The sequence below is a fragment of the Metabacillus sp. RB-C-LZQ-3-1 genome (assembly GCF_058315175.1).
Map to the genome: position 1 here is coordinate 103,146 of NZ_JBZFLI010000004.1, position 12,996 is coordinate 116,141.

Genomic DNA, 12,996 nt, shown 5'->3' on the forward strand with positions numbered 1-12,996 from the left:
CTAAAAAAATTTGAAAAAAATAAAGGATTTTATCATTCCTTAAAAGAATTACTTATTTGGTATTTTACTAAACTGTTCTGATACTTCCTCAAGATCTTCGTAAAACTTCTTATGAGTTGCTTGAAATATCTTTTCAAACATATCTCCAACATTTTCTTCTAGAACCTTTATTCCTTTTCCAGTTACACCGCCTTTTACACACACCTTCTCTTGTAACGTAGGTAAAGTGTAGATTTCCGTTTCAAGTAATTTTCCCATTCCGATAATCATTTCACTAGCTAACACGACAGCTTGATCTTTGGAGATGTTCGTTTCAGCAACTGCTCCGTCAACAAATCGTTGAAGAAGGTAGCTGAAAAATGCAGGTCCACAGCTAACGATATCAGATGAAACTCTTGTAATATCATCTTCAATTTGTACAGGATTTGAAATCTGTTCAAACAACTCTTCAATGGTTCTTTGTAATTCCTTGTGGCATGAATTTCCAAATGTGAGTAATGAAACACCTGAAAAGGCTCGATTTGTAATACTGGGAATGGCCCTAGCTACCTGGCATTTAACAAGAGATTCTAGTTGATCAACATTTATTGGACTTGTAATTGACACGATGCATTTATTTGGTGTTAATAGATGATCTAATTGTTTTAAAAGGGGGTGTATATCTAATGGCTTTACACAAATAAAGACGATATCAGACCTCTTAACAACCTCATCTGCGGTCCTTAGTACATTTGTTTTTGGGTATATTTCTTTTATCTCTTCAGCTTTAGACTGTGTTCTGTTTGTCATATAAATGAATGAGGGTCTAATTGCACCCGACTCAATAAATGATTCAATTAAAATTCTCCCCATGTTCCCTGTTCCAATAAAACCTACATTCAAAGTATATCCCCTCCTTAGAATGCAATCCTCTCCTACACGATATGATTTGAAATGATAATTTATGATTATTTTAATAAGGAGTATAAGTATGAGCAATCTTCAACAATACAAAAAATGGATCATTATCATCGGTATCAGTGTATTAACCATTGGTTGTTTTTGTTATTACTTTATAAAGGAGCCAGCACCTTCTGAATTAGTAAAACTGGAAGAAAAAGATTCTATAGATATGGAACAAACGATTTCCTTAGAAGAAAAGGAAACTGAGCAAAGCGAGGATGAAGGTTCTTTGATCGTTATTGATGTAAAAGGTGCTGTACAGTATCCAGGTGTTTATGAGGTTGCTGAGAATGCAAGAGTATTCGAAGCCATCCAGAAGGCAGGAGGGATGAATGGGAAAGCTGATGAGTTAGCGGTTAATTTAGCTTCTCCTTTACAGGATGGAATGGTGGTTTATATTCCTTTTAAGGGAGAAACAAAAGAAAATCCTTTTATCAACCCAAATGTTATGGAAGATCCTGCACAACAAAAAGTGAATATTAATTTAGCAACTAGTGATGAGCTTCAAACTTTATCCGGTATAGGGCCTTCTAAAGCAGATGCAATCATAGCATACAGAGAGGAAAAAGGGCCTTTTACCAAGATTGAAGACCTTCTTGAAGTAACTGGTATTGGAGAAAAATCACTAGAGAAAATACGAGAAGAGTTCACAATTAAATGATTTCCATAAAAAGTTTGAATTGACGAATAATTAGTATTCTAGATACACTAAAGAAAGAAAATGTCGAGTAGGGGGATAACATCATGAGCCGTATTTCATGGGATCAATATTTTATGTCGCAAAGTCATTTGTTAGCGATGAGAAGCACTTGTACAAGATTAGCAGTTGGGGCGACAATTGTTAGAGATAAACGAATTATTGCTGGTGGATATAATGGATCAATTGCAGGCGGGGTTCACTGTTCGGATGAGGGCTGCTATGTTATTGATAATCATTGTGTAAGAACCATTCATGCTGAAATGAATGCTCTCTTACAGTGTGCGAAATTTGGTGTACCAACAGCTGGAGCTGAAATTTATGTCACTCATTTTCCATGTTTGCAATGTTGCAAAGCACTTATTCAAGCAGGTATTAAAACTGTTTATTATGCAACTAATTATAAAAACCACCCTTATGCGGTTGAACTTTTTGAACAAGCTGGTGTGAAAGTTGAATATGTTAAATTTGAAAAGGCACTAAGTGAATCCGACAAGGATAAAGATGAATTAATCGTAAAGTTACTTAATAAGCTTTCAGAATCGAATGTAAATCACGATGAGGATGTACAAGCTCTTCGTAAGAAAGCAGAAACATTACTGCCATAAACTATACTCTAGGGATAGCCAAGTAGATGTAGAACCTCTATGTCATTCTGTATCTACTTGACTTATCTAATCTATACTAAAATATTCTTTAAATAGAGGTGTTGCTTATTAAAGGTCGTTTACTTTTCTTGGCAATTTCAGCTTGCTTAGCACTAACGATGTGTCGTTTTACTTTCCATCCACTCCCCTTATGTTTCACCTTTCTCTTTCTTCTTTATATTTACCGTAAATTCAAACCACTTCATCTATGTTTTCATTTCCTGATCATCTTTTTATTTATTGTTGTTTATATAGTGACAGAAAAGAATAATGACACAAGTCTAGCTGATGGAGAATATATTACTCAAAGCAAATTATTATCGATACCAGGTATTGATGGAAACCAACTAAAAGGAACAATAATAAACGAAAACAAGGAAAAACTAACATACCGTTATACAATTGAAACCACTGAACAAAAAGAAGCTCTAAAGAAATTAAAGCCAGGTGATCAATGTGTATTTAATGGAGAGTTACGAACACCGAAAGGTCCAACTATGCCAAACGCATTTGATTATAAACAATATCTTCATGATCATCATATTCACTGGCAATTTATAATAGAAAAAATTGAAAAATGCCATTCACCAGATCGTATTAGAGCCTTAACCTTCCTTTTACATATAAGATTGAAAGGATTGGAACTAATTGAACATCATTTTCCGTCTTCATCTGAAGGGATTGTACAAGCCTTGTTATTTGGTGAACGGAAGTTAATAGATGAAGAGGTTGAGAAGGGGTACCAAGCATTGGGGATTGTCCATTTATTAGCCATTTCCGGATTGCATGTCGGTTTATTAGTTGGAGGAATTTATTATGTCATGATCTATTGTGGAGCTACTCATGAGAGAGCAAGGTTGGTGTTTCTTTTATTGTTGCCCTTATACATGGTGCTAACGGGTGGATCTCCATCAGTAATTAGAGCATCTTTTATGGTCATTCTTTATTTTCTTATCAAAATGTGCCGTCTAAAGATACCAGCTATTGATGTTATTAGCTTTACATGCTTAGTTTTATTAGTTGTTAATCCTTATTATTTATTTCAGGTTGGGTTTCAATTATCTTATATTGTGAGTTTAGGATTAATATTGTCTTTAAAATTGATCAGCCGATATAAGAGTTTTTTAGCAAAGTTAACAATTGTTTCCTCTGTTGCACAACTTTGTTCAATACCTCTTTTGCTCTATCATTTTTTTGAAGTATCACTGATTAGTTTACCTTTAAATATGATGTTTGTTCCATTCTACTCATTTCTAGTTTTACCGCTTTCGATTGCCGCAACATTTCTTATGGCCATATTTCCCCCATTAGGTACAATATTTGTTACTTTTTTAGATGCCATTCTTTCTCATACCCATCTATTCGTGTTAAACGTGTTAAAGCTGCCTTTTTCAACCTTGGTCACAGGGAGACCATCTGTAATTTTTATTCTCCTATATTGTGTAGGAACGTATTTTCTGCTCCTGGGATTAGAACAAAAACTCCCATTGAAAAAACTTTCTCATTCTGCATGCTTCATCGTAGTTCTATTTTTGGGACAAGCTCTTTTTTCTTATGTTAATCCCTATGGAAAAGTCATGTTTATTGATGTAGGTCAAGGGGATTCAGTGTTCATCCAACTTCCATTTAATAAGGGTGTTTATATGATTGACACAGGAGGAAGAATTTCCTTTCCGAAAGAAGAATGGGAGTTAACAAACAATACGTATTCAATTGTAGAGAGTATAACTGTTCCGTATTTAAAATCGATTGGGATAACAAAGATAAATGGTCTTTTTCTAACACATGGTGATGTAGATCACGTTGGTGAGGCAGTTGCCCTTATCAATCAGATAGAAATAAAGGAACTAATTGTACCTGAAGGTTTTGTAAGAGGAGAAGTCGAGGAAAAGGTGATAAATAAAGCAAAAGAAAAAAATATAAACGTAAAAGTTGTACGCTCGGGTAATCAAATAGTCTTTAAAGGTTTTCCTTTTTATATTTTATCACCACAGGAGCTAACAGATAGTAAAAATGATGACTCTCTCGTTTTGTGGACTGAGTTAGGTGGGCTGAAGTGGTTATTTACTGGTGATGCTGAACAAAGAAGTGAGGAAAAAATAATAGAAAAATACCTAAACTTACATGCTGATGTATTAAAGGTTGGACACCACGGTAGTAAAGGATCAACATCTGAACAGTTTCTCAATACTTTATCTCCTTCATTAGCTATTATTTCAGCTGGAGCTAATAATCGTTATCAACATCCTCATCAAGAGGTGATTGATAAATTAAAATATCGAAATATTACAATACTTAGGACAGACCTTCATGGGGGAATTTTATATGAATTTAAAGGAACCAGTGGAACCTTTTCGATTCATCCTCCATATGATGAAGTAAAATAGAAAAGAAAAAGAGACTGTCTAAAGCAGTCTCCTAGCGTAGTCAATCATGTTTATGTAGCAATTAATTTTACAACAGTAGCAATAATGAAGATTGTCGCGAAAAATCCAAATGAGACAACGAAACCTACACCTGAATCGACAGCATCATTACGCTTACTTTGGACGTTCTTTTCAAATTCGTTCACGTTTACCCCTCCTATATCATATTTAGTATAAGCGATTACACTAAAAAAATCTACATCATCTTCTACTTAACACGAAGGCTATCCTTTCCATTGTTGCCTTGAATACTCACAAATAATATAACCTTGATTGGCTACAATAATTTATAACATTGGGGTATCGTCGCGTATTCAGGTTACCTAGGCCCTGGATCGAGACGTTCACATAGATTAAAGGGGATCTGAGCTAAAATCTCAGTTCCCTTGCATTCATTTTATATAAAATGTTCATGTCATTGCAAATGGAGTTTCCTCTTCATACTTGCCAAAGTGGTGGTTTCATTTTACGATATATGAAGTGAAATGAACGATTGGAGAGTAAAGATGATTTTTAATGTGTGGAAGGATATTCAAAATAAGACATTGCATCCCATTTATATGCTTTTAGGTGAAGAGGCTTTTTTAATGCAAGAAACATTGCGTCATATTGTACAAGCTTCTTTACTTGAGGAAGAAAAGGATTTTAATTTATCCATCTATGATATGGAGGAGACAGCTGTTGAAACGGCTCTCGAAGATGCGGAAACTTTACCATTTATGGGAGAACGTCGTGTTGTGGTAATAAAAAATCCCGGTTTCCTTACAAGTGAAAAAAAGAAAGAAAAAGTAGAACACCGTATTGAAAAGCTTGAACAATACATACATTCACCTGCTCCTTATTCTGTTGTCGTATTTGTTGCCCCGTATGAAAAATTAGATGAACGGAAAAAAATTACAAAGCTCCTGAAAAAACAGGCAACAGTTCTTGAAATGAAGTCTCTTTCAGATGCTGATACAATAAAATGGATGGAAAATGTAGCCCATGAGGCTCATGTTGAACTAGAGAAAAATGCTATCCAGCAGCTGCTTATTTTAACAGCAGGTGATTTAATGGTCATTCACCAAGAGTTGCAAAAGCTTAGTATGTTTGTAGGAGAGGGTGGCTTAGTTACAGTTGATACGGTTAACCTTCTTGTTGCTAGGACACTTGAGCAAAATATATTTGATCTTATTGATCATGTTATTCATAAAAGAAGCAAAAATGCCTTGCGAATATTTTATGATTTATTAAAAAACAATGAAGAACCTATAAAGATACTTTCTTTATTAGTTAATCAATTTCGTCTTATTTTGCAGGTCAAGGAATTATCCACTGTCGGTTATGGTCAGCAGCAGATTGCTTCAACTGTAAAAGTCCATCCTTTTAGGGTCAAGCTGGCTTTACAACAAGCTAGATTATTTCAAACTGAAGAATTAGCTATGATTTTAATGGAACTTGCAGAGGCGGATTATGAAATGAAGACAGGAAAGAAAGATAAACAGCTTTTGCTGGAATTATTTTTATTGAAATTATTTAATCAGGCATAACAAAAAACGATCCTAACCGGATCGTTTTTTTGTATAAGAAAGAGTGTTTGTGTTAGCTAAAGAGCTACTTCACCATTCTTTCTTAAGATTATGCAGTTAATCCGCTAACACTTTTAGCTAAACGTGATTTGTAACGAGCAGCAGTGTTTTTGTGAACTAAACCGCTTTGTGCAGCTTTATCGATTTTGCTGTTTGCTTCAACAAGTGCAGCTTTTGCATTTTCAGCATCGTTGTTTAAAACTAGTGCATCTACTTTTTTAATAGCAGAACGCATTGCTGATTTGATTGCAGAGTTATGTGCATTACGCTCATTGCTAGTTTTTACGCGTTTGATTGCAGATTTAATATTTGGCATATCTTTCACCTCCTAAGAAGTAAATCGAGATCTATTTTACTCGACCATTTCCTTTACATGAACAAAAGATATTCTATCAAACAGCTACCCATATTGCAATACTAATGTAAAGGAAAATACATTGAAAGCCATTAAATTTTCTTTCAAATTGTATGGAGTCGAGTTTTTTTTAGAACAGACGATATGAAATAGCCGATTCCAATCTACTTTTTTGGGAATGTTTCCTTGTTTTAATGGCAAGGATAAGTAGTAGGAATGATATGGGAGGTAATGGAATGGGTGAGTCATTAGATTTAAGTAATTATTCGGTTCGAACAGATCTGGCAATTGAGGCAAGAGCGATGGCTCTAGAGCAAACAGAGGTTGAAAACAGATCTAATATAAGTGGAGTTATTATAAAGGAATGGGATGAAGAGGGAGTAGGTCTTTCATCTTTAGAGATAGATGAAGAGGGTTCTAAAATTGTCGGAAAAAAACCTGGAAAATATTTAACGCTTGAAGTACAAGGAATTAGACAAAAGGATACGGAGCTTCAAGAAAAAGTCATTGAAGTTTTCGCAAAGCATTTCAGTCAGTTTTTAGCAGATTTAAATATCCCTAAAGATGCAAGTTGTTTAGTCGTAGGTTTAGGGAATTGGAATGTTACACCAGATGCTCTGGGGCCCCTAGCGGTAGAAAACCTTCTCATTACAAGACATTTGTTTAAGCTTCAACCGGAGAATGTTGAAGAAGGCTTTAGACCAGTAAGTGCAATTGCTCCAGGTGTTATGGGATTAACAGGTATTGAAACAAGCGACATTATTTCTGGGGTAATAGAACAATCTAAGCCGGATTTTGTTATTGCTATTGATGCATTAGCTGCAAGATCTATAGAGCGTGTTAACACAACAATTCAAATCTCAGATACTGGTATCCATCCGGGGTCAGGTGTAGGAAATAAAAGAAAAGCGTTAAGCAAAGAAACATTCGGTATCCCTGTTATAGCAATAGGTATTCCTACTGTTGTAGATGCTGTGTCAATTACAAGTGATACGATTGATTTTATTCTAAAGCATTTTGGTCGAGAAATGAACGAGGGCAACAAACCTTCAAGATCTTTAACACCTGCCGGATTGAGTTTCGGAGAGCGTCGTGTGTTAACGGATGAGGATTTACCAAGTGATGAACATCGCCAACAATTTTTAGGTATTGTTGGTGGCTTAGAGGATGACGAGAAACGTAAGCTGATTCATGAGGTTCTTGCTCCATTAGGACATAATTTAATGGTAACACCTAAAGAGGTAGATACATTTATCGATGATATGGCAAATGTCATTGCAAGTGGTTTAAACACAGCTCTTCATCAAGAAGTAGATCAGAATAATTCAGGTGGTTATACCCATTAACACTTTGTTCTACTTTCTTAGGCTTGTTCATACATTTTAGTAGACAAGCATAAGGAGGATTTTAGGAATGAAGCGTTCTACTACTAGTCGCAATATGATTGTTACCTTAAATGGGACAAGCATAAAAAAAGGAATTGTTGTTAGCTTCATTGTGTTGTTAATGACCTTTTTACTTTCGGGTATTTTAACATCATTAAAGCCGGAATATCGGTTAACATCTTCATCGATTCATGATTTAACAAAACATATAGATAGTGAAGCATTCTTGCAATTGCTAGGTGCGGAGAATCGTTATTTTGTTTCCGCAATGCCAGAGAAAGCTGAACCAATAAAACTATCATCTATTATGTTTAAAGTGGCTACCAGTATTAATCCAGATGATCCTCGCAGCTTATTAGGACGAGAATTACCGGGGTTTTCTCTTTTTGATAGTGAAATCGTTGTTGCCGGAGATGGGACAAACTATACAAATATGCCATATGAATCACCGCCGCCAACAGAGGTGATAGTTCAAGAAAGAGAAGCCTCAATTAATAAAAATGATGTTGTTAATGAAGATGATGGTGAGCCTAAAACACCGCCGACTTTAACAACAGGCGACAAAAAAGTTGTGTATATCTATAACACTCATAACACTGAATCCTATCTTCCTCTCTTAGAAGGTGAGGATGATCCAAATCGGGCTATACATTCCAAGGCAAACGTAACAATGGTTAGTGAATTATTAGGAAAAGCCTTAAGTGAAGAAGGGATCGGAAGTCAAGTAGAAACAACGAACATCCAAGGTAATTTAAAGCAAAAAGGCTGGAATTACGCTAAATCTTATACAGAGTCCCGATCGATCGTTCAAAGTGCAATGGCAAGCAATCGAGACTTAACATATATGATTGACATTCACCGTGATTCGCAAAGGAAGGATGTCACAACGATAAAAATTGGGGATAAATCGTACGCTAAGCTAGCATTTGTTATAGGTGGGGACAATCCTACATCCGAAAAAAATGAACAACTCGCAAAAGAACTTCATGCTCTCTTGCAAAAGAAATATCCCGGTTTAAGTAGAGGTATTTTTGAACAAAGTGGGAAAGGTGTCAATGGTGTTTATAATCAGGATTTATCCAATAACGCTATGCTTCTTGAATTCGGCGGAGTAGATAATAATTTAGATGAACTGAAAAACACAATAGCAGCAGTGGCGGATGTTTTTAGTGAATACTACTGGCAAGCGGAAAAGGTAAATGGTGACACAAATACTGAAAAAAAGTAAACATATTGTGAGGTAAGCAAGATGGTAAAATTTATGTTAAAAACTTTTATTCTTTGTTCTGTGCTTCTTTTTGGAGTGTTAATAGGGATGCAGCAAGCGAATCAAGGGATGATCAAAATGAAGGGCTATAATGATCCTGACTTTCAAGGAGCTTTCCAGATAGAAAGTGACAAGTCTGGTGATATAGAAGCATCAATCCTTGGAAATGAAGTTACAAGTCAAGATCTCCAGAAAAAACAAGAACAACTAGAACAAATTGAAGCTTTTAACATATTCTCTCAAATAGGTAAACAGTTCTCCAATATCGTTAGCAGTGGTGTTTCATCCATGCTTGAGATAGTAGCGGAATTAATGAATGGATTATTAGAATAATGAAATAGACTTTAAATTGCACGGTATGAATTGAAGCTTAAAATAAAAAGATGATGAAATAGCTGTCAGAAGAGTACATTATATACTGTATCTTTTGACAGTTTTTTTATGATCAATAAATAGATTATCCGTCACCTGCTTTATTATCCATTGAATGTTGATTTCTCAATTGATATAATGAGAAATAGTGTATTTGTAAGCTATGTAGGAGTGAAGACATAATATGAACAGAGAAGAAAAATTAAAAAGGCAATCGAGAATCCGGAATTTTTCGATTATTGCCCATATTGATCATGGTAAATCTACTCTAGCAGATCGTATTTTAGAAAAAACATCTGCATTAACACAGCGTGAAATGAAAGATCAATTATTAGATTCAATGGATTTGGAAAGAGAACGTGGTATAACAATAAAATTAAATGCTGTTCAATTGAAATATAAAGCGAAAGATGGAGAAGAATATACTTTTCACTTAATTGATACTCCTGGACATGTTGATTTCACATACGAGGTTTCCAGAAGTTTAGCTGCTTGTGAAGGGGCAGTCCTTGTTGTTGATGCTGCACAAGGAATTGAAGCACAAACACTGGCAAATGTATATTTAGCTCTTGATAATGATTTGGAAATTCTACCTGTTATTAATAAAATCGATTTACCAAGTGCTGATCCCGAGCGTGTACGTCAAGAGATAGAGGATGTAATCGGTCTTGATGCTTCTGAAGCAGTATTAGCATCTGCTAAAGCTGGAATTGGTATTGAAGAGATTCTAGAACAGGTTGTGGAGAAAGTTCCTGCCCCGCAAGGTGACCCAGAAGGACCATTGAAAGCATTGATTTTTGACTCCTTATATGACGCTTACCGTGGTGTAGTTGCTTACATCCGTGTTGTTGAAGGTACGGTTAAAGTTGGGCAAAAAATCAAAATGATGGCTACTGGTAAAGAGTTCGAAGTAACTGAGGTGGGAGTATTTAATCCAAAACCAGTACAGTTAAAAGAACTAAATGTCGGAGACGTCGGCTTTTTAACAGCTGCTATTAAGAACGTTGGAGATACTCGTGTCGGTGATACAATTACAGATGCTAAAAACGGAGCAACTGAAGCTCTACCAGGATATCGTAAATTAAATCCAATGGTATTTTGTGGGCTTTATCCAATCGATACAGCTAAATACAATGATTTGCGTGAAGCATTAGAAAAGCTTGAATTAAACGATTCATCTCTTCAATTCGAGCCTGAAACATCTCAAGCTTTAGGTTTCGGATTCCGATGCGGTTTCTTAGGATTATTACACATGGAAATTATTCAAGAACGTATCGAGCGAGAATTTAAAATTGATTTAATTACAACTGCTCCTAGTGTGATCTATGATGTTTATTTAACAGATGGGGAAAAGATCCAAGTAGATAACCCTGCAAACATGCCTGATCCACAAAAAATTGATCATATAGAAGAACCATACGTAAAAGCGGCAATTATGGTTCCGAACGATTATGTTGGTGCAGTAATGGAGCTTTGCCAGAAAAAACGTGGAAACTTCATCGATATGCAATACCTAGATGAAATTCGAGTGAACATTAACTATGAAATTCCATTGTCTGAAATTGTCTATGATTTCTTTGATCAATTAAAATCTAATACAAAGGGATATGCGTCCTTTGATTATGAATTAATTGGTTATAAAACATCAACATTAGTAAAGATGGATATCTTATTAAATGGCGAGAAAATAGATGCCTTATCATTTATTGTGCATCGTGACTCTTCCTATGATCGAGGAAAAATAATTGTTGAGAAGCTTAAAGAATTAATTCCTCGACAACAATTCGAAGTACCAATCCAAGCAGCAATCGGTCAAAAAATTGTTGCGAGATCAACAATCAAAGCCATGCGAAAAAATGTCTTGGCAAAATGTTATGGTGGAGATATTTCACGTAAACGTAAGCTTTTAGAAAAGCAAAAAGAGGGTAAAAAGAGAATGAAGCAAGTTGGTTCAGTAGAAGTACCTCAAGAAGCATTTATGGCAGTACTTCGTATGGATGAAAGCTGATCTTTTTCATATAAAACGAGTTCATGCTATACTGAACCCTACAATACAGAAATGAAACGAATGCCGCAGCGAATGTCTGCGGCTTCTTAATTAGAAGGTGAAATAATGATTCAATCAGCATACATTCATGTCCCCTTTTGCCATCATATTTGTCACTATTGTGACTTCAATAAGGTGTTTTTTAAACAACAGCCGGTAGATGAATACATTGAAATGCTTATTAAGGAAATGCATCATAGCAAAAAAATAAGTGGTGAGTACTCCCTTAAGACCATTTTTATTGGCGGAGGTACCCCTACTGCGTTATCAGCAAAACAGTTAGACCGTCTTATGGAGGGAATTATATCAGAATTACTTCCGACAAATAGGCTTGTAGAATTTGCAGTTGAAGCAAACCCAGGAGAGCTGACACAGGAGAAGTTATCTGTATTGAAAAATGCTGGTGTTAATCGCTTAAGCATTGGTGTTCAAAGCTTCGATGACGAGCTATTAAAGAAAATAGGACGTGTTCATAGAACGGAAGATGTGTTTAGAACAGTTTATCAAGCTGAACAAGCAGGCTTTGATAACATTAGTTTAGATCTTATGTATGCTCTTCCAGGTCAAACTGTAGAGCAATTCCAAAGGACGCTTGAAACTGCTTTTACATTGAATGTAAAACATTTTTCGGCATATTCTTTAATTGTTGAGCCTAAAACTGTTTTCTATAATCTTATGCAAAAGGGCAGATTATCTTTACCACCTCAAGAGCAAGAAGCCATAATGTATGAGCTGGCAATGGAAGAAATGGAAAAGCATGGGTATAAACAATATGAAATTAGCAATTATGCAGTACCTGGATATGAAAGTAACCACAATATCACATATTGGAATAATGATTATTACTTTGGATTTGGTGCAGGAGCACATGGGTATGTAGATGGTGTTCGAACTTCGAATATAGGACCCATTAAGAAATATATAGATAAAGTCAGTGAGTTCGGAAATGCTTATCAGTCTCAACATCAAGTGAGCAAGGAAGAGGCAATGGAAGAGGAAATGTTTCTTGGACTCCGTAAAGTAGCAGGTGTTCAAAAGGAAAGATTTTATAAGAAGTTCTCTATAACTATTGAGCAAAGGTTTGGCGAGCAAATCCATCAATTAGTTAATCATGGCTTGCTGGTTGATACTGAACAGTCTGTTTTTTTAACTCAGAAGGGTAAACTATTAGGGAACGAAGTGTTTCAAGAATTTTTGATTTCATAAATTTGACTGTATTTAATAATTGACAATTTATTTTGGTTTTGATAACTTTTTATATATATTTAGCACTCACACATATAGAGTGCT

12 protein-coding genes are annotated in these 12,996 nt (G+C 35.3%); 9 read left to right on the forward strand and 3 right to left on the reverse strand.

All coding sequences use genetic code 11. The annotated features are described in order from the left end of the window. Positions 1–48 precede the first annotated feature (48 nt). On the reverse strand, positions 49–882 hold the full coding sequence (gene comER, locus AC4GZ8_RS07980; protein WP_491081316.1) for a late competence protein ComER: 834 nt from the start codon (positions 880–882) through the stop codon (positions 49–51). An 88-nt stretch (positions 883–970) separates the two neighbouring features. Here comER and AC4GZ8_RS07985 point away from each other — a divergent pair, with 88 nt between their 5' ends. The 3 genes from AC4GZ8_RS07985 (at position 971) to AC4GZ8_RS07995 (ending at position 4,673) form a co-directional block, all read left to right on the forward strand. After that, positions 971–1,603 (forward strand): helix-hairpin-helix domain-containing protein, encoded by a 633-nt coding sequence (locus tag AC4GZ8_RS07985; protein ID WP_491081317.1) that lies wholly within the window; start codon positions 971–973, stop codon positions 1,601–1,603. A gap of 83 nt (positions 1,604–1,686) precedes the next feature. After that, positions 1,687–2,247, forward strand: a complete 561-nt coding sequence (locus tag AC4GZ8_RS07990; RefSeq protein WP_491081318.1) for a ComE operon protein 2 — start codon at positions 1,687–1,689, stop codon at positions 2,245–2,247. A gap of 158 nt (positions 2,248–2,405) precedes the next feature. Then, positions 2,406–4,673 (forward strand): DNA internalization-related competence protein ComEC/Rec2, encoded by a 2,268-nt coding sequence (locus tag AC4GZ8_RS07995; protein WP_491081576.1) that lies wholly within the window; start codon positions 2,406–2,408, stop codon positions 4,671–4,673. Positions 4,674–4,723: 50 nt separating this feature from the next. On the opposite strand, the gene AC4GZ8_RS08000 is transcribed toward AC4GZ8_RS07995, so the two are convergent. Beyond that, positions 4,724–4,858 carry a YqzM family protein gene (locus AC4GZ8_RS08000; protein WP_078432397.1) on the reverse strand — a complete coding sequence of 45 codons (135 nt, stop codon included), beginning with the start codon at positions 4,856–4,858 and terminating at the stop codon, positions 4,724–4,726. 360 nt (positions 4,859–5,218) lie between these two features. Here AC4GZ8_RS08000 and holA point away from each other — a divergent pair, with 360 nt between their 5' ends. Beyond that, positions 5,219–6,241, forward strand: a complete 1,023-nt coding sequence (gene holA / locus AC4GZ8_RS08005) for a DNA polymerase III subunit delta (RefSeq protein ID WP_491081319.1) — start codon at positions 5,219–5,221, stop codon at positions 6,239–6,241. Positions 6,242–6,329: 88 nt separating this feature from the next. Here holA and rpsT read toward each other — a convergent pair whose 3' ends face one another. Beyond that, entirely contained in the window at positions 6,330–6,596 is a 267-nt protein-coding gene (gene rpsT, locus AC4GZ8_RS08010; protein ID WP_491081320.1) for a 30S ribosomal protein S20, read from the reverse strand. A 275-nt stretch (positions 6,597–6,871) separates the two neighbouring features. On the opposite strand from rpsT, the gene gpr reads away from it, so the two are divergent. The 5 genes from gpr to hemW all read left to right on the forward strand — a co-directional run bounded on the left by gpr (position 6,872) and on the right by hemW (position 12,912). Then, the gene (gpr, locus tag AC4GZ8_RS08015) at positions 6,872–7,981 is read left to right on the forward strand and encodes a GPR endopeptidase (RefSeq protein ID WP_491081321.1); all 1,110 of its coding nucleotides are present in this window, start codon (positions 6,872–6,874) and stop codon (positions 7,979–7,981) included. A gap of 67 nt (positions 7,982–8,048) precedes the next feature. Then, positions 8,049–9,248 carry a stage II sporulation protein P gene (gene spoIIP / locus AC4GZ8_RS08020; protein ID WP_491081323.1) on the forward strand — a complete coding sequence of 400 codons (1,200 nt, stop codon included), beginning with the start codon at positions 8,049–8,051 and terminating at the stop codon, positions 9,246–9,248. Positions 9,249–9,269: 21 nt separating this feature from the next. Continuing rightward, the gene (locus AC4GZ8_RS08025; protein ID WP_491081324.1) at positions 9,270–9,620 is read left to right on the forward strand and encodes a YqxA family protein; all 351 of its coding nucleotides are present in this window, start codon (positions 9,270–9,272) and stop codon (positions 9,618–9,620) included. A gap of 223 nt (positions 9,621–9,843) precedes the next feature. Continuing rightward, entirely contained in the window at positions 9,844–11,667 is a 1,824-nt protein-coding gene (gene lepA, locus AC4GZ8_RS08030; RefSeq protein ID WP_491081325.1) for a translation elongation factor 4, read from the forward strand. Positions 11,668–11,775: 108 nt separating this feature from the next. Beyond that, entirely contained in the window at positions 11,776–12,912 is a 1,137-nt protein-coding gene (hemW, locus tag AC4GZ8_RS08035; RefSeq protein WP_491081577.1) for a radical SAM family heme chaperone HemW, read from the forward strand. Positions 12,913–12,996 lie beyond the last annotated feature (84 nt).